This is a genomic window from uncultured Thalassospira sp. (assembly GCF_963976115.1).
GTDB lineage: Bacteria > Pseudomonadota > Alphaproteobacteria > Rhodospirillales > Thalassospiraceae > Thalassospira.
This window is the reverse complement of the sequence record NZ_CAXBJJ010000005.1, coordinates 287006-303754: the sequence shown is the minus strand read 5'-3', so window position 1 is coordinate 303754 and position 16749 is coordinate 287006. Positions and strand designations below refer to the sequence as shown.

The 16749-nt window shown below is 54.7% G+C and carries 18 protein-coding genes; 6 read left to right on the top strand and 12 right to left on the bottom strand.

Annotation, left to right across the window (positions count from 1 at the left end):
* Positions 1 to 29 precede the first annotated feature (29 nt).
* The 7 genes from AAC086_RS08220 to AAC086_RS08190 all read right to left on the bottom strand — a co-directional run bounded on the left by AAC086_RS08220 (position 30) and on the right by AAC086_RS08190 (position 5153).
* Positions 30 to 1250, bottom strand: coding sequence for a response regulator (locus AAC086_RS08220; protein ID WP_339777503.1), 1221 nt, complete (start codon positions 1248 to 1250; stop codon positions 30 to 32).
* A gap of 118 nt (positions 1251 to 1368) precedes the next feature.
* Positions 1369 to 1608: a hypothetical protein gene (locus tag AAC086_RS08215; protein ID WP_339777501.1), complete on the bottom strand. Its 240-nt coding sequence runs from the start codon at positions 1606 to 1608 to the stop codon at positions 1369 to 1371.
* 171 nt (positions 1609 to 1779) lie between these two features.
* Positions 1780 to 2253: a DoxX family protein gene (locus tag AAC086_RS08210; RefSeq protein ID WP_339777500.1), complete on the bottom strand. Its 474-nt coding sequence runs from the start codon at positions 2251 to 2253 to the stop codon at positions 1780 to 1782.
* A 62-nt stretch (positions 2254 to 2315) separates the two neighbouring features.
* Positions 2316 to 3011 (bottom strand): pirin family protein, encoded by a 696-nt coding sequence (locus tag AAC086_RS08205; RefSeq protein WP_339777499.1) that lies wholly within the window; start codon positions 3009 to 3011, stop codon positions 2316 to 2318.
* Positions 3012 to 3117: 106 nt separating this feature from the next.
* A complete protein-coding gene (locus AAC086_RS08200) occupies positions 3118 to 4182 on the bottom strand; it encodes an anti-sigma factor (RefSeq protein ID WP_339777497.1) in 1065 nt (354 codons plus the stop codon).
* Positions 4179 to 4706: an RNA polymerase sigma factor gene (locus AAC086_RS08195; protein ID WP_339777495.1), complete on the bottom strand. Its 528-nt coding sequence runs from the start codon at positions 4704 to 4706 to the stop codon at positions 4179 to 4181. The genes AAC086_RS08200 and AAC086_RS08195 overlap by 4 nt, the downstream gene beginning before the upstream one ends.
* A gap of 72 nt (positions 4707 to 4778) precedes the next feature.
* Positions 4779 to 5153 (bottom strand): hypothetical protein, encoded by a 375-nt coding sequence (locus AAC086_RS08190; RefSeq protein WP_339777492.1) that lies wholly within the window; start codon positions 5151 to 5153, stop codon positions 4779 to 4781.
* Between the two features lie 281 nt (positions 5154 to 5434).
* Here AAC086_RS08190 and AAC086_RS08185 point away from each other — a divergent pair, with 281 nt between their 5' ends.
* Positions 5435 to 6262, top strand: a complete 828-nt coding sequence (locus AAC086_RS08185) for a CbiX/SirB N-terminal domain-containing protein (RefSeq protein ID WP_339777489.1) — start codon at positions 5435 to 5437, stop codon at positions 6260 to 6262.
* A 9-nt stretch (positions 6263 to 6271) separates the two neighbouring features.
* Here the strand turns inward: AAC086_RS08185 and AAC086_RS08180 are convergent, their stop codons facing one another.
* The 3 genes from AAC086_RS08180 to AAC086_RS08170 all read right to left on the bottom strand — a co-directional run bounded on the left by AAC086_RS08180 (position 6272) and on the right by AAC086_RS08170 (position 9660).
* Complete coding sequence (locus AAC086_RS08180; RefSeq protein ID WP_339777486.1) at positions 6272 to 7195, bottom strand: LysR substrate-binding domain-containing protein; 924 nt, start codon at positions 7193 to 7195, stop codon at positions 6272 to 6274.
* Between the two features lie 78 nt (positions 7196 to 7273).
* Positions 7274 to 7465 carry a hypothetical protein gene (locus AAC086_RS08175; RefSeq protein WP_339777483.1) on the bottom strand — a complete coding sequence of 64 codons (192 nt, stop codon included), beginning with the start codon at positions 7463 to 7465 and terminating at the stop codon, positions 7274 to 7276.
* A 617-nt stretch (positions 7466 to 8082) separates the two neighbouring features.
* Complete coding sequence (locus AAC086_RS08170; protein ID WP_339777480.1) at positions 8083 to 9660, bottom strand: aldehyde dehydrogenase (NADP(+)); 1578 nt, start codon at positions 9658 to 9660, stop codon at positions 8083 to 8085.
* 260 nt (positions 9661 to 9920) lie between these two features.
* Between AAC086_RS08170 and AAC086_RS08165 the strand changes: the two genes are divergently transcribed.
* Complete coding sequence (locus AAC086_RS08165) at positions 9921 to 10091, top strand: hypothetical protein (protein WP_339777477.1); 171 nt, start codon at positions 9921 to 9923, stop codon at positions 10089 to 10091.
* A 117-nt stretch (positions 10092 to 10208) separates the two neighbouring features.
* Here AAC086_RS08165 and AAC086_RS08160 read toward each other — a convergent pair whose 3' ends face one another.
* Together AAC086_RS08160 and AAC086_RS08155 are read right to left on the bottom strand one after the other, a co-directional pair.
* Entirely contained in the window at positions 10209 to 10880 is a 672-nt protein-coding gene (locus AAC086_RS08160) for a FadR/GntR family transcriptional regulator (RefSeq protein ID WP_339777475.1), read from the bottom strand.
* A 48-nt stretch (positions 10881 to 10928) separates the two neighbouring features.
* The gene (locus AAC086_RS08155) at positions 10929 to 11765 is read right to left on the bottom strand and encodes a sulfite exporter TauE/SafE family protein (protein WP_339777473.1); all 837 of its coding nucleotides are present in this window, start codon (positions 11763 to 11765) and stop codon (positions 10929 to 10931) included.
* Positions 11766 to 11998: 233 nt separating this feature from the next.
* Here AAC086_RS08155 and AAC086_RS08150 point away from each other — a divergent pair, with 233 nt between their 5' ends.
* Genes AAC086_RS08150 through AAC086_RS08135 form a run of 4 tightly spaced genes read left to right on the top strand, consistent with a single transcriptional unit; the run spans position 11999 to position 16675 of the window.
* Positions 11999 to 12946 (top strand): tripartite tricarboxylate transporter substrate binding protein, encoded by a 948-nt coding sequence (locus AAC086_RS08150; protein ID WP_339777470.1) that lies wholly within the window; start codon positions 11999 to 12001, stop codon positions 12944 to 12946.
* Complete coding sequence (locus tag AAC086_RS08145) at positions 12943 to 13494, top strand: tripartite tricarboxylate transporter TctB family protein (RefSeq protein ID WP_339777468.1); 552 nt, start codon at positions 12943 to 12945, stop codon at positions 13492 to 13494. Before AAC086_RS08150 ends, AAC086_RS08145 begins: the two co-directional genes overlap by 4 nt.
* Before the next feature lie 43 nt (positions 13495 to 13537).
* Positions 13538 to 15052, top strand: coding sequence for a tripartite tricarboxylate transporter permease (locus tag AAC086_RS08140; protein WP_339777466.1), 1515 nt, complete (start codon positions 13538 to 13540; stop codon positions 15050 to 15052).
* Positions 15053 to 15076: 24 nt separating this feature from the next.
* A complete protein-coding gene (locus AAC086_RS08135) occupies positions 15077 to 16675 on the top strand; it encodes a gamma-glutamyltransferase family protein (RefSeq protein WP_339777463.1) in 1599 nt (532 codons plus the stop codon).
* Positions 16676 to 16749 lie beyond the last annotated feature (74 nt).

Genomic DNA, 16749 nt, shown 5'->3' with positions numbered 1-16749 from the left:
AAAATCGTTACAGGACGATAGATGTCGTGTTAGCGCAGTTCGTTTTTGTGAACAATTTCACGGGCGATGTTTGACCAGGATGCCCATTTTTCGCCAATGCCAATCGTTGCAAGATAGCATTCTGCAAGCGGATATTTTTCCTTTATCAACCGACCGGCACGACCGTTTTCGCGGGCAAAATGCTGTGCGGCATATACCATGGCCAAGGTCGACGAACGCCCTGTCGGTGCTGATTCAGGGCGATGATGAAAGGCGATATCCTCGATAATTTCGTGTTTGAAGCTCCAGAGTGCCGCCATACAGGCCGATAGTCCGGCGTGGCTGATGCCCATTACATCGATTTCCGCCGAAATGATGTCGCACTGGTTTTTGTCGGCAATGTGCCGGGCCGTCATGCTTTGGTTGGGCAGAACGGTTTCAATCAGTTTGCTGCCGACATGGGACAAAAGCGCTGCGGCACGGCTGGCATCGATATTTTCAAATTCACTGTTTTCGTAGCGGCCCAGTCTGGCGGCGATTTCCGCCATGATCAGGGCGCGGGTCAGTTCCGGGTCATTTTCGGCGGTTTTAATATCGCCATTGCCATAAATTTCAAACAGCAGTGCCAGTGCCTTAACGCTTTCAACGCCCAAAATCTCAAACAGGTGGTGCAGGGTGGCCGGGCTGTTTTCCACAAGCAATTCTTCGCGCCGGGCGTAACGTTCAATGAAGGTAACGCAGTCGCGGTGGTCCATCGCATAGTGCGCCAGGTTTTGTTCCGAAACCGGGCCTTCGTGATACAGCGTGGTTTGCAGGTCGCGAAAGGCGGTTGGCCACAGATAATGGCCGGGCAAACACGACATGACACCTAACAAATACGGATCGCGCAGATAGGATCGCAAGATCAGCGCGCGTTCAATGGCATTAATGATCGACTGGTCGTCACAGGGCTTCATCAAAAAATGATGGGTTGCCGATGTGCCCAGCAAATTGGCGTGGCCGTCGGCATAGCCTGATAACAGGATACGGCCAATTTCCGGGTAAAGCCGGGAAACCTTGCGAAACAGTTCAGCACCATCCATGACGGGCATTCGCATATCGGAAACAATCACATCGACGCTATGACGTGCTTGCAACAGGTTCAGCACCTCTTCGCCATTGTCACAAAATTGCAAGCGCCAGTTCGGACGTTTTGCCCGGACACGGCGGCGCAGGCCGCTAAGGACATTGGGATCGTCATCCACAAATATGATTGACGGTGCGTTTGCCATGAGGATTTCCCTTATCTGGCGCTTGCCTTAAAACAAAGTGCCACATTATGACCAGGTTGATGGAAAAAGTGACGCGAATACCGTTTTGGCGATCATCGCGATTTACAAGCCGCTGCGATTAACTGCCCAGCCAATGTGAAAACAGGGTGTGGCGTGACGTGCGGTGCGTTTCAATGTTCCAGACGATAAAGGATTGCAACAGATCATCTTGTCCTGGCTGCAAAGTTGATGGCATCGCTTTATGCGTGCGCATGTCAGCACCGCTGACGACGATGTCGGAAACCGCCATCAGGGACGGATGACCAGCCTTAAGGGCGGGTATTGTGGGTGCGTGCAGACGCGCGTGATCTTTGTTCATTGCTATCTCTTTTCCATGCGGGGTCTTTCTGTCTGCAACCTTAGAAAGTTTTTCAATTCCTCTATATCCCCATTTGGGGATGTATATTAAGCGACTGAGAAATAACAAAAAATGGGACATCCATTTGGATGTCCCATGTGACAGGTGATCACAGGCACCAAAAGCCTGTTTTTAGAATTCAAAACCCAGTTTGCGATCAAGCGAGATCTTGCCGCCGCCGCGAATGACGATGGAAAGTGCCATCATGCCCCACAGAACCGGCATTTCGAAACCGGCATTGATCCAGGCATAGCCATTGGGCAAGTGAATGAAAAAGGCCACGCCCATGAAGACGACAACAGCCGCCGCAACCGGACGGGTTAAAAGACCCAGAACCAGCAAGGCCCCGCCGAAAAATTCAAGCAAGCCAACCAGCAAGGCAAACAGATAACCGGGATGAAAACCAATGCTGTCGAAATAACCGCCCGTGCCTTCAAGGCCATATCCGCCAAACAGGCCAAACAGTTTGCCTGCCCCATGCGGCATCAAAAGGATGCCGGTGGTGACACGCACGATTAACCATGACAAGGGTTCAAGGGCTGTCCAGACCTTGCCAAGGGCAGGAATGACCGGGCGGGTGCCAGACGGGGTAAGGGATGTGCTCATAGACGTAACTCCGTAAAAATTTCAGGCATCATACGATGCAAAATGGGGATGTCGGCAAACCGTCAGGGGACCATGTCAAACAGCAGGGCTTCGATGTCGGTTTGGGCATGTAATTTCAAAATGTCTTCATCGGCAATGGCCGCACCATCACCGGCATCAAGCGTGGTATCGCCCAGGGTCAGCGTGCCGCTTACAACCTGCAACCAGGCAAGGCGACCCGCTTTCAAGCTATGGTTCACTTTGCTGCCGGCGGTTAAGTGGGCGGCATAAAGATCGACATCCTGGTGGATGGTGATGGAACCATCCCGCCCTGTCCGACTGCCAATCAGTTGCAAATCGTTTGACGGGGCGGCAATATCCTTTTCCTCGTAACCCGGCTCGATGCCCTGTTTTTCAGGGATGATCCAGATTTGCAGGAAATGCACCGGGTTTGTCTGCGAGCCATTATATTCGCTATGGCGAATGCCGGTGCCCGCACTCATGCGTTGCAGGCGACCGGGCCGAATAACCGACCCGTTGCCAATGCTGTCTTTGTGTTCAAGGGCACCGTCAATGACATAGGAAATAATTTCCATGTCACGGTGCGGGTGCGGGTCAAAACCAGCGCCAGCAATGACGCGATCTTCGTTGATAACCCGTAATGGTCCCCAGCCCATATGCTTGGCATCGTAATAATGACCAAACGAAAAGCTGTGGTTTGACTCCAGCCAGCCAAAATCGGCCCGGCCACGTTCTGTTGATTTGCGTACATTAATCATTGTCGGCTCCTGTATCAGGGTGACGTTTGTTGGAGCCAGTTTACTTTGTTTTCAAATACGCACAATCAATCAAAATACGGACACACTGTTTCCAATGTTAATTTAATTACGTGTTAAGTTGTTGATATATGGTCACTGCCACATCTTCGAGCAGGGCCTTGCCGATTTCGCCACTGACCGCATAGCCCATGGGACCGTCGATCCAGTAGAAAGTTTCGATATTGCCAGATGTCTGATAGCGAAAACCGGTTATCCGACTGTCCCGATCATGGCCCACCATCATGGTCAGGCGCTGGCCGCGGCTGTCTTGATACATCAACAAGGCCCCTGGTTTGCCCGCAAACGGCAACAGCCGCCCGCCAACCAGGGTAAATCCCTGTGCTGTCAGGTCCGGGGCAGAAAATGACATTCCCAGCCGTTTGCCCAGCCAGCCCACCAGATGGTCTTTCTGGTCGGCGTAAACCTCGACCGGGTGGCGGATTTCGCTGGCATAAATGCCATATCCGGCGCTGGATGCTTCGGGCAGGGTTTGCACATAATCGCGTGCGACGGGCTGTTTGGGGATCGAGGCTTCCATAATGGCCGCGCCGCCAATGCCACCAGCAATAAAAACCATCGCGGCGGCAGCCATTTGCCGTAATGGATAAGAACCGCGCCGCCCGGTTGGGCCGGATCGGGCAGCGGCAGAGGGGCCCGCGCGTTCGCCAAAGCCATCGTCATAAAAACCCGGAGCAGGCGGCACCAGGCGCCTGGGGCGCATCGCTGTGCGCAGGTTTTGGGTTAAGTGCTCGCGGTGGGGGGACCGGCGCCGTTCGCCGTGCTCAGATCTGTTTTCGCGGCCATGCGGTTCACCGTTCGCGTTTTGCCGCCCGTCCTGCGCGTCGAAATGATCTTCGAATGCCAGCGGATCATTCAGGACATCACCCTGATCCTGAAATTGCGCGGTGTTTCGGGCTTGCTGGTCAATATATGGGTCATTGCTGTCGGCGATGGGCTGAAAAATCTCGCGCAGGGCCACCGTCTGGGCCTGCCATGTGGCGACTGTTGCGGCGGCCTCGGCATTGTCTTTCAGCCATTGTTCCACAAGGCGGTGGCGTTCGGCGGGCAAGTGACCGTCGACATAGGCATGCAGGTCATCTTCGCCGATATCATCATTGTCCTGCCGGGTCATTTCGGTCTCCGTAACGCAATCACATTGGGGGCATCTGTGTCGTCGCTATCTTGCGCTGACATGTGATGGGCCAAAAATTTCCGGGCGCGTGACAGGCGCGACATGACGGTTCCTAACGGAATTCGCAGAATATCGGCACATTCGCCATAGCTGTGTCCTTCAATCGCCACCAGCATTAGAACAGCGCGCTGGTCGGAATCAAGCATTTCAACCGCGCAGCGCAGGGCGTCCTGTGTTGCGAAATCGCCTGTCGCCGGGGTGGCAACCGTTTCGCTGATATTATCGGTGTCTTCGTCAAAAAGGGCGCGGGTGCTGTGTTGTTTGCGCAGGCGGTTATAATTCAGGTTGGTCATGATGGTCATCAGCCATGCCTTGCGATTGATTCCGCGCCAGCTTTGCGCATTGCCATAGGCCGAAACCAGGCAGTCCTGCAACAGATCCTCGGCGTCGTGAATGTCGCGCACAAGGGCACGCGCATAACGGCGCAAGTTGGGAATCAGCTCAGGAATGCCTGGTTCTTTCATGCGATATGCCTTTTGGGACCGGTCGCTTTTGGCCTGGGGCCGTGGGTCATTGTGCCGCGCGGCCCTGAATAATCAGGGGCGTGCAACATCCCAGACATTTAAAACACCGTTGCCGGTGGTATCGCCCGGTTTGCTGTCCTTGACCCAGAAATAAAGCGGCTTGCCATCCATCGCCCACTGTTTGCTGCCATCCTTGCGGGTGATGATAGAATATTTTCCCTCTGCGACATCATCTTTGTGCGCCATCAGGGGCGGCCAGTTGGCCGCACATTTGTCATAGCAGTTTGACACATCTTTGCCGTCTTTTTGAAAAGTATAAAGGGTCATGCCGTTTTCGCCGGTCAAGATGGTGCCAAGGCCGCTTTCCATCGATTGAACCGGGGCGGCAAAGGCACTGCTGGCGGCGGCAAGGCACAGGGGAATGGCAACAAGGATGGTTTTAAACATTTTGGTGTCCTTTGTCTGACGTTTAGCTGCGCGAAGCGCGCAGCCAGAACAGGAAGGGATGAAACAGCGTGTCGCCCCGTCTGCGGCAACCGTTATTGGCAGGTTGCCGGGCGGCTTGAAAAACGGTCTCATCTTGTCAGACACATCAGGGGGAGGATTTATTCCCGCAGCCGACGAAATTTTACATATTTTGTCATAACAAAGGTGAGGGTCAAAAAGGTCCGATAATTTTTGATCGAATTTTCATTCTGGTACGTATCGACATATATTTCGGCAGCTATATGCTGTTTTATCTGGCGGGAAGTGACAGGTTATCCATGTCCTATTGCGGTAAAACGACGTTATTGATTGTTGCACACGGCACCAGCGTTGAGGATGGCGACCCTGCTGGTATGCTGGCCAGGCAGTTGCGCCCGGACTGGAACGGGCATGTTGCCCATGCCTATATGCGCAGCGATCCTGATTTGCGCCTTGTTTTGGCAAAACTGAAACAAGGGGGGCAAACGGATCGGCTTTTGGTGATGCCGTTGTTTTTCAGTGCGGGGTATCTTGTTACCAAAGAATTGCCTGCAATTTTGAAAGAAGCGCAATTGCGCCATGCAATGGTGCTGCCAGTTGTTACCGGGTTGCATGGTTTTGTTCCGATGGTGGCCAATTGCCTTGATGCGGAACTTGCCGCACGGCATTGGCTGGCCGATGAAACAACATTGTTTTTGGTGCCTCACGGCCTTAAAAGCCAGAGCGAACCCAGCGATGAACAGATATGGCTGGCGCAACGTATTCGAAATGTTGTTCCGGAATTGTCGGTAAAGATTGCCAATGTCGAGGGGCAGCCGTCGCTTGCGGATTGGCGATCCATGGCGGATCGGCCCCGGAATGTTTTTTTGCCGCTTTTGGCAGGCGGGGGCATTCATGCGCGTAAGGATGTGCCCGAAATGATGGCCCTTGCCTGCTCAGATCCAGCACTGGTTTTACCACCTATCGGTGTTTGGAACGCATTACCGTCGCTGATACTCGATCAGGCCTTTAAAAGAACGTGCAGCTCGGTTGTTTTGTCAAACTTCGCTGTTGTCGATAATTTGGCACAGCAATGTGTATCTGCAGGCTGATCCTTCGATTTATTCAGGGGCGGCTGCGGCGTGTGATTTTTTCAGCAGATAGTCGCGCAAGGTTTTAGTGGCGGAAGACAGGTTTTTTTCGGCTTCATGCACAATCAGCAATTGCCGTTTGGCCCAGTCATCGGCAATCGGGGTGCCGGAAATATTCATGTGCGGCAGATGTTCTTCAACGCTGGATCGGCGCAAAAAGCCAATGCCAAGCCCGGCGGCAATAACCCGCCGTAACGAGCCAAAACGCATTACTTTGACATGCGGGTGCATTTCGTGGCTGAGTTTACTGGCGGCATCGCTGATCAAATCATCAATCACCCCGCCTTCATGCAGGGAAATGATCTGGTATTTGATGGCGTCGGCGAAATGGACCGGCTGCGGATTTTGCGGGTCCGGGATAAGCGGATGGCCTTTGGGCGTTACGAGCCAGATCGGATCATCGCAAAAAACATGGTGATCAAGGTCGTGACGGGCAATATTATCGGCAACCACAGCCAGATCGGCCCGGCCATCGCGCACGGCATCAATTGATTCACGGCTGGTCAGTTCACTGACATCAACCGTGATGCCAGGAAAATCAATGCCGAAATCCGCCAGATAGGTTGGCAATCCCGTCAGGATGCCCGAGGTGACAGTGGCAAGAAAAATCTCGCCTTTTTCACCACAGTTGAAATCGCGTAATTCGTTCGACAGATGGCGCAGATCACCCAGAAGTTTTTCGCCGTAACGGGCAAAAATGGTGCCTTCCGGCGTTGGTTCCACGCCACGCGGCAAGCGCCTGAGCAAACGGACACCCAACAGAGCCTCAAGCTCGCCAATGCGACGACTGACGGCGGAGGTTGCGATATGCTCGCGCCGGGCTGCTTCGTTAATGCTGCCGGCCTTAACAATGGCGACGAACAGCCTGATGGTGACGATATCAAACTTTTGCATATAATCGTTTAGGTCGCCTGTAGCAAAGCGGTCAAGCGCGATTATTACGGATCGTCATCAAAGGGGGATAAAGAACGATTAGTTCTTTGTCCCCATCATGTTTGCACGCCATTCGTTGATCAGGGCCGTATGATCACGGGCCGGGCTGTTTTGCATAATCCGGGCAACGCGAACAGCTTCGAGAAAGTTTACAAACCAGCCGAATTTCGGTTTGGCGGCTGCCGGTTCGGTGCGGGCAACGGGGGTGCTGTCAAATGCAAGAGTAGCCATTTTGAAGTCTCCTTTGGGGAAGAAGTTCGGGTTGTTTTCCTTGAGATCGAAGCTAGCAAAGGCTCGCATGACGCACTATCACCGGTTCGCGCTTCCCCCGTTCTTGTTTGGAGAACGATAGATGATAAGGTATTGAAATAATTGAATTCATCAATATTGCGCCGCACAATAAAATCACTTTATTTATGTAAATACGTCAAAAAACATACAAGTATGACCAATGATTAGGTGTTTTGGCGCACGGAATGACGGCGGGAATCGGATGAAACCGGAAAGGAATTTGCGACAATGACCCTTCAGGACGACAATCTTGCCGATGAACAGCAACACGGTAGTGGTTTGCAATAAATGCCGGGATATCGGCTGGTGGAATGGCGTGCGGACCATGCCGTTGTCGCCCTTATACTCGAGCGTAAAAGCTCTCTCGGCGGTACGACCAGGCCTCGGGGCCGGAAGTGTTCAGCTTTTTCACGGGCGTTACAGCCCGGGGCTGCCACAACACCTTCCAGCCAAACAAAAGAGGCAGAAAGATCATAACCGATCCTTCTGCCTCGCAATGTATAAGGCGCTGCGGTGATGCAGCGCCTTTGTCAGGTTGTTGGTCTGGTGGTTGGTCTTTATTTCGGCATCTGCCATTTGCCATCGACCAGACGCGGAATGTTCAGCGGGTTGCTGTTTTTCAGCGCATCGGGCAGCAGGGCATCGGCGAAGGCCTGATAGGAAACCGGGCGGACAAAGCGTTTGATCGCCAGCGAACCAACCGAGGTTGCCCGCGAGTCGGTGCTTGCCGGGTAGGGGCCACCGTGAACCATGGAATGGCACACTTCAACCCCGGTCGGCCAGCCATTGATCAGAATGCGGCCTGCGCATTTTTCCAAAAGCGGGCGCAGCTTGCCGGCGAATTCGGCATCGGCATCGTCCATCTGGATGGTCGCGGTCAGCTGGCCGTGCAGTTTGGCGGAAATGGCCAAAATCTGATCGGTGCTGTCGCATTCGATGATGATGCCTGCCGGGCCAAACATTTCTTCGGCCAGTTCCGGGTTGGCTTCCCAGTCGGCGGCTGAAACACGGTAAACAGCGGGGCTGCCTTCAAACGCGCCATCGCCATCGCGACGTTTCAGCGCGCAGGTGACTTTCGGGTGTTTTGCCATCGCGTCATTGACATGATGATAGGCACTTGAAACCCGGTCGGTCAGCATGGCCTGGCTGGCAACGCCGCCGAGTTCTTCAACAGCGGCGGTAACAAAGGTGTCAAGATCGTCACCCTTAAGGGCCAGCAAAAGACCGGGATTGGTGCAGAACTGGCCCACACCCATGGTCAGCGACCCGGCCCATGCCCTGGCAATGCCCGCGGCATTTTTCTGCATGGCGTGGGGCAGCAGGTAAACCGGGTTGTTGCTGCCCAGTTCGCCGTAAAAAGGGATCGGTTCCGGGCGACCAACAGCAATATCAAACAGCGCACGGCCCCCACCGGTCGATCCGGTAAAGCCAACCGCCTTGATCATGGGATGGGCAACCAGCGACTGGCCAACAATGCGTCCGCCACCGTGGACCATGCTAAACACGCCTTTGGGCATGCCGGTTTTTTCAACCGCAGCCGCAATTGCCTGTGCGACAAGTTCCGAGGTTCCCGGGTGGGCGGCATGGGCCTTGAAAACAACCGGGCAACCGGCAGCAAGCGCCGATGCGGTATCACCACCGGCAACCGAAAATGCCAGCGGGAAGTTGGATGCACCAAAAACGCCAACCGGGCCAAGGGCCTTGAACATTGAACGAATGTCGGGTTTGGGCAGCGGGGCACGGTCGGGCTGTGCGGTTTCGATGCGGGCTTCAAACCACGAACCTTCTTCGATCCAGTCGGCAAAGAAACGCAGTTGACCCACGGTACGACCGCGTTCGCCCTGCAGACGTGCGGGCGGAAGGGCCGATTCGAGGGTGCCGATTTCGGTCAGTTCATCGCCGCGCGCATCAATTTCATCCGCACAGGCGCGCAAGAAACCGGCCCGTTTTGACGGTGCCATTGCGGCAAATTCTTCGGCGCATTCATTGGCCGCTCGGGCAGCCTGGTCAACATGTTCTTCAGTGCCCTGCTGAAACCTGGTCGGCAGTTTTTCGCCGGTTGCGGGGTTGTCGGCCTGAAATACATCCGGTCCGTCCAGCCATTCGCCAGCAATATAATTTTTTCCGCTCAGCATCGGGTTCTCCTGTTGGTTGGATCTTGTCATCCGTTATCTAAGGGCGCGCTCAGGGTCGAAGGTTTACGTTCCACCAGATGCTCCCAAGAGGGTGTGAGAGCCTGTGCATATCATAAAATCTTCCCGGCTTCTTAAAACTCATACAATAGTACGATACAAAGCAGGGGTCTGTCATCCGGCGCGCTTGATCCGGACGGGTTTTTGCTGTTCGGGAATGTATGGTTCAGACTGTGGCTTGTAAAGTCATCATATGAAAAGTAATGCGGTTGACATCAATTCGCGATGGTCAGCCGCAAGTCTGTGCGCAAAGACATCATGATAACAAACCTGTATCGGTTTTGTTCCTGCCGTTCAGTGGCTGGTTGGCCGAAACGTCGCGTTCCCATTCTGGCGGCACCGCCCTTGGCGACACCTATTGCGAACTGCTTTGATCCGGGGGCTGCGAGGGTGGGGGCAGACTGTACCGGCAATGTTGAAATGGCCCTGATGCTGTCACTGTGTTTCATGCTTTTGGCATGTGCCGCCTTTTCGGGTGCGAAATTTGGCGATCAGTTTTGGTTAAGGGCGCGTTCAACTTGTGACAGATGGGCGCGCATGGCGTTTTCGGCGCGGTTGGGGTCGCGCATTTCAATGGCATCGACAATGGCGTGGTGCTGTTCGGACAATTTGGTGATCAGGCGGTCGGAATGCGTACTTTCGCGCATACGTGACCATGCCGCATCGCGGCGCACGGCATTCACGGCCTCAAACACCGCCAAAAACAGGGTATTGCGCACACTTTCAGCCAGTTTTTGATGAAAGGCCGAATCCCATTTTTCATATTCGGCCTGATTTTTGGCTTTGGCGGCGTTTTCCACCATGGTGCGCATGGCATCAATATCGGCCTGTGAGGCGCGCAGGGCGGCAAAACGCGCCATCGAGGGTTCAATTTCGAGGCGGACTTCCATGATTTCATAGGGGCTGGTTTTGGTGGCAAGCCCTTCAAGGCGGCGCAAACGCGGGGTGGGCGGGGTGCCAACAAAGGTGCCCTGGCCCTGGCGCCGCCAGATCAGCCCGTCGGATTCAAGTTCGTCGAGCGCCTTGCGGAGCGCACGGCGGCCGACATCGAGTTTTTCGGCCAGGCTGCGTTCGGCAATGACGCGGCCATTTTCCACATATTGCCCCTGATCAAAGGCATTGCGCAGCGTTTCGGCCAGCCCCTGTGTCGATATATCATTCATGGCAGGTGTTTTTCTTGTTGTTACTGACGTTTCCGGTGCAATCAGGTATCAAAAAATCAGGTCGTGGAACATGCGAATTGACGTAACCAGTAAGAAAAGCCCAAAACAGATGCGCAAGGCACGCTGCGGAATCGAATGGGCAATACGCGCGCCGACCGGCGCAAACAGCACGGTCATAGGTATCAGAAGGGCGGCGGCCAGCACATTGACATAGCCCACCGAAAAGGGTGGTCTGCCATCAACGCCAATGCCCGACATGGCATAACCAATGGTGCCGGGCAGGGCAATGATCAGGCCAATGGCCGATGCGGTGCCGACAGCCTTGCGGATGTCATAGCCCAGAAAGCTGAGCAAGGGCACGCAAATGGTGCCGCCGCCAATGCCCATCATTGCCGACAGGCCCCCGGCCACAATACCCAGTATGGCCCAAACCGATTTGGGCGGGTTTTTTTGGGGATCGCTTGATCTGTCACGCGCCAGCATCATGTTGGTGGCCACCAGCAGGGCCACCACGGCAAAAACGGCGGTTAATACCCGGCCATCAACATGGCCGCCAATGGCGGTGCCAATGATAACGCCAACAATAATGGCGGGGCCCCAGCTTTTGAGCAGGCCAATATCAACCGCCCCTTTTTTGTAATGACTGCGGGTAGAAGACAGGGCGGTGGCAATGATGGTGGTCAGCGATGTTGCCACGGCAATTTGCATCCGCATGCTTTCATCCACCCCCATTACGGACAGGAAATGATACAAAACCGGCACAATGACAATGCCGCCGCCAACGCCAAGCAGGCCTGCCATGATGCCGCCAATCACACCCACGAACAGCATGGCACTGCCCCATATAAGATAGAGATGCGCGCCGCTTCCCAGATCCATCATCATGAACCAATCCAAACCAATTACTATTTAATGCATTAATGGTTCTACTCATAAAATTCTATTTCTGTATAGAGTTTTTGCGACTGCGAGCTGCAAAAATACCATTTTATGGCGGATTTGTGTTTTTCTGCTTGCGCCGCAGCAACGAAGGTGCAAACAATATTGGCATAATCATAACGAACCATCTTTGAAATGGTTTGAATAAATGACAAACCACTTATCAGGAGGCTGGAGATATGCTTCGCAAAATCGCGATGGCGGCGGGATTAATGATTGCAGCAGCGGCGGTAACGCCGGTTATGGCACAGGATTACCCGGATAAACCGATCGAATTTATTGTGCCCTGGGGGCCGGGGGGCGGCAGCGACACCTTGATGCGCATTGTCGGCCTGGGCCTGTCGGAAGTGACCGGCCAGCCGGTGCCGATTATTAACATGCCCGGCGTTGGCGGCACGGTGGGCTTAAAGGAATTTGCCAAGCGCCCGGCAGATGGCTACACGATTTCGCAAATCCACGAAGGGTTGTTAACGGCAAATAAAACCGGCATCACCGATCTGGATTGGGACAGTTTTATTCCGGTCGCCCTGGTGGCGTCGTCACCGCAATATCTGACCCTGTCGAAAAACGACCATTTCAAAAATCTTGAAGAACTAAAAGCCTATGCCAAGGCCAATCCGGGCAAGGTGCGGGCGGGTGTCACCCTGGGCGGGGTGCCGCATTTGCATATGGCCATGATCGAAGATGCCTTGGGCGTGCAGTTTAGCTATGTCGGGTTTCGTGATACAGGCGAACGTATTCGCGCCCTGGTGGGCGGTAATATTGACATTGCCATTGGCGATGTTTCATCGGCCAGCGAGTTTGTTAAAAACGGCGATCTGATTTTTGCCGGTGTGGGCACGGAAGAACGCACCGCCGAAGAACCCGATGTGCCGACGATGAAAGAACAGGGCTACGATTTGCAAATGGCGGTGACCCGCGGGGTTGTTCTGCCCAAAGGCACGCCGCAGCCGATTGTCGATAAACTGGCTGCTGATTTGAAAAAAGCTATGGCGCTTGATGACATTAAAACCAAAATGAAAAATGCCGGGTCAGCCAACGTCTTTATTGGCGAGGAAGACTACAAAGCCTATCTCGAAAAACTTGATGCCGATGTGACCAAACTGGTCGGCAAGTTGCAGGGATGACGGCCGATACCCCGAAACCGGCGGCGGCAGATGCGCTGGCATCTGCCGCCACGCGGGCCAGAAACGAGCTGGCCCGGCTGGTTTCCTACATTATTTTTGGTGTTAGCGCGGTTTATTGCGCCTGGCGGGCATCGTCCTTGCCGACATCACGCTGGGAGCCCCTGGGGGCCGGTTCGTTTCCCAAGCTGGTTTTCATTGTGCTGGCGGCCTTGTGCCTGTTTGCCGCCATCAAGTCGGTTGTTGATATCCAGCGCAATGGCGGGATGCCCGAAGCGGTTTACGCCTTTGGGCGCTGGCTTAAAATTCGGCGGATTTCCTTTGCGATTTACGGCTTGCTGGTGGTTTACCTTGGCGTGTTGTCCACGCTGGGCTTTTCGCTGGCGACGTTTGGCTTTTTGCTGATTACGCAATTGCTGATCGCGGGTGTGACACGCCGCACGGTTATTCAGTCTGTTATTGCCGCCTTGGTGTTTTCGTTCGGGCTGAACATGCTGTTTGCCGATGTTTTCAATGTTTTCCTGCCGCGTGGTGTTCTGATTGCCTTTTAGGCAGCGCTGCAACACTGTCACATACCGCTGAAAGTTCAGACATATGTTGGATGCTTTTTTTCAGGGCGCGCATCAGGTTTTTGCCTTTGATACCCTGATTTATATGTTGATCGGGTCGGTTGCCGGTATTGTTGCCGCTGCCATCCCCGGTTTTACCGTGACGATGGCCATTATCCTGACACTGCCGCTGACCTTTGCCATGGAGCCGCTTCAGGGCATTTCGGTGATGTTGTCGGTTTATGTCGGGGGCTATACCGGCGGCCTGATCAGTGCGGCTTTGCTGGGTATTCCCGGCACCCCCAGTTCGGTTGCCACCACCTTTGATGCCTTTCCCATGGCGCGCAATGGCGAGCCGGGCCGGGCCTTGTCGCTCGGCGTGTGGGCATCGTTTTTTGGCACTATTATATCCACGCTGGTGCTGATTGTTGCCGCCCCGCCGCTGGCGGTGGTGGCGGTGCGCCTTGGCCCGTGGGAATATTTTTCGCTGATCGTTTTTGCCTTGACCATTGTCGCCAGTCTGGTCGGTAATTCGCTGATCAGGGGCCTGATTGCCGGGGTAATTGGCCTGGGCCTTGCCACCATTGGGCCGGACCCGATGATGGGCCGCCCGCGCCTGACCTTTGATATGGATTTGCTGGCACCTGGCCTGCCGTTTTTAGTGGTGCTGATTGGCATTTTTGCCATCAGCCAGCTTTTAGGCGAGGTTGAAATGCATGGCAAAAAGGTCAATCATGCCCTGATCCCCAAAAGCATTGATTTCAAAACCTGGCAAGTGATGCGCGAAGTTCTGATGCGCCCTGTGAATTTGATCCGGTCCTCGATGGTGGGTGTGGTGATTGGGGCGCTGCCCGGTGCCGGGGGCTCGATTGCCAATTTGCTGGCTTATGATCAGGCAAAGCGCAGTTCCAAAACGCCGGAAAAATTCGGTCAGGGTATTGCCGACGGGGTTGTGGCATCTGAAGCAGGCAATTCTGCCACCGCAGGCGGTGGCTTGATCCCGCTGATTTCCCTGGGCATTCCCGGATCGGCTGTTGATGCCATTTTAATGGCATCCCTGATGGTGCATGGCATTAGTGTTGGCCCCAGATTGATTCTGGATCATGCCGATCTGGTTTATGGCATGTTTATCGCGCTAACCGTTGCCAGCTTTATGATGCTGGTGGTGTGTGTGGCCTCGATGCGGCTGTTTTTGCGGGTTACCGATATTCCCAAGCAGTTCATTGTACCCACGGTGATGATTTGCTGTGTGATCGGGGCTTTTGCCCTGAATAACCGAATGGGCGATCTTTATCTGCTCGGTGCGATCGGGTTGGTGGGCTACATTTTGAAATGTCTGGATTATCCGCTGGCACCGCTGGTTTTAGGCGTCATTCTCGGCCCGATTGCCGAAACCAATTTGCGCCGCGCACTGATGAGCGACGGCGACTGGACGGTGTTTTTTACCCGGCCGATTTCGGCACTTTTTCTGGCGGCGGCGGTGCTGTCGGTTATCTTCAGTATCCGGTCGATCTGGAAAGCCTATAAAAAAGACAATGGTCAAAAAGGCGCAGTCGTTTGACTGTCGCGAGGAGGAATTAAACCCATGAAATTCACAACCGAAGGGCTTTATGCCTCGCGCCGGTCACCGGTGATGGCGCGCAACATCGTTTCGACATCGCAACCCCTGGCCGCACAGGCCGGTTTGCGGATGCTGGCGCAAGGCGGTAATGCCGCCGATGCTGCCTTGGCTGCCGCCATTGCCTTGCCGGTGGTAGAACCAACCGGCAATGGTTTGGGGTCGGATGCCTATGCCATTATTTGGGATGGCACGGAAATTCACGGCCTTAATGCATCGGGCCGCGCCCCGGCGGCGTGGTCGCCCGAACGCTTTGCCGGGCAGGAGAAAATGCCGCAACGGGGGTGGGACTCGGTCACGGTGCCCGGTGCGGTTTCGGCGTGGCGGGCGATTTCGGATAAATTTGGCAAATTGCCGTTTGAAAAACTGTTTGAACCCGCCATCGAATATGCCAGCCGGGGCTTTGCCGTATCGCCGATCATTGCTCAGCTTTGGGCCAATGGCGCAAAAGTTCTGCATGACAAACCCGGCTTTGCCGAGGCCTTTATGCCCGGTGGCCGCACCCCCAAAGCGGGCGAGCTGTTTGTTAACCCGGCGATGGCTGAAAGCCTGCGCGATATTGCCCAAACCGGCGGGGATAGTTTTTACAAAGGTCGATTGGCAAAAAAAATTGCCGATTTTGCCCGCGAACATGGGGCGGCCTTGAATGAAGATGACCTTGCCAATCACAAGGCGGACTGGTGCGGCACCATCAGCCAGGAATTTGGCGATGTGGCCCTGCATGAAATTCCGCCCAACGGGCAGGGAATTTCGGCCCTGATGGCTTTGGGCATTTTGCGCCATTGCCAGATCGATCAATATGGCCCCGATGACCCCGAAGTGCTGCATCTCGAAATCGAGGCGATGAAACTGGCCTTTGCCGATTTGCACACCTATGTCGCCGATCTGGACCATATGCGCGATGTGACGGTGGAGCATTTGCTGTCAGATAAATATCTGGCATCGCGGGCGGCCTTGATTGATCCGGCGCGCGCGCAGGATTTCAAGGCTGGCGCGCCCGAACATGGCGGCACGGTTTATGTGACGGCGGCCGATGAAAGCGGCATGATGGTGTCGTTTATTCAGTCGAATTATCTGGGCTTTGGCTCTGGTGTTGTGGTGCCGGGCACTTCGATCAGCCTGCAGAACCGGGGGCATGGCTTTTCGTTAAAACCGGGTCATCCCAACCTGGTTGCTGGCGGCAAGCGGCCGTTCCAAACCATTATTCCGGCCTTTTTGATGGGCAAGGATGGCAATCCGGTCATGAGCTTTGGCGTCATGGGGGGGCCGATGCAGGCCCAGGGTCATTTGCAAATGACGTTGCGCACCCAGCTTTGGGGCCAGGACCCGCAAACCGCCGCCGATGCCCCGCGCTGGCAGGCCATTTCCGGGCTGGATGTGGCGGTCGAGCATGTTTTGGGTGATGAAACGATCAAAGCCCTGCGCGCCAAGGGCCATAACATTTTGGTCGAAACGCCCGATCAAACCAATTTCGGCTTTGGCGGGGCACAGTTGATTGCCAAAACCGATGCCGGATATGTCGCCGGGTCCGACCCGCGCAAGGATGGCTGTGCGGTTGGTTTTTAAGGCCCGGTTTGGCAGGTAAATATATATTTTCCGTTGGCTTTGTGGCCGAGGAAAGCAGAAAGGGGGCGAGGTGC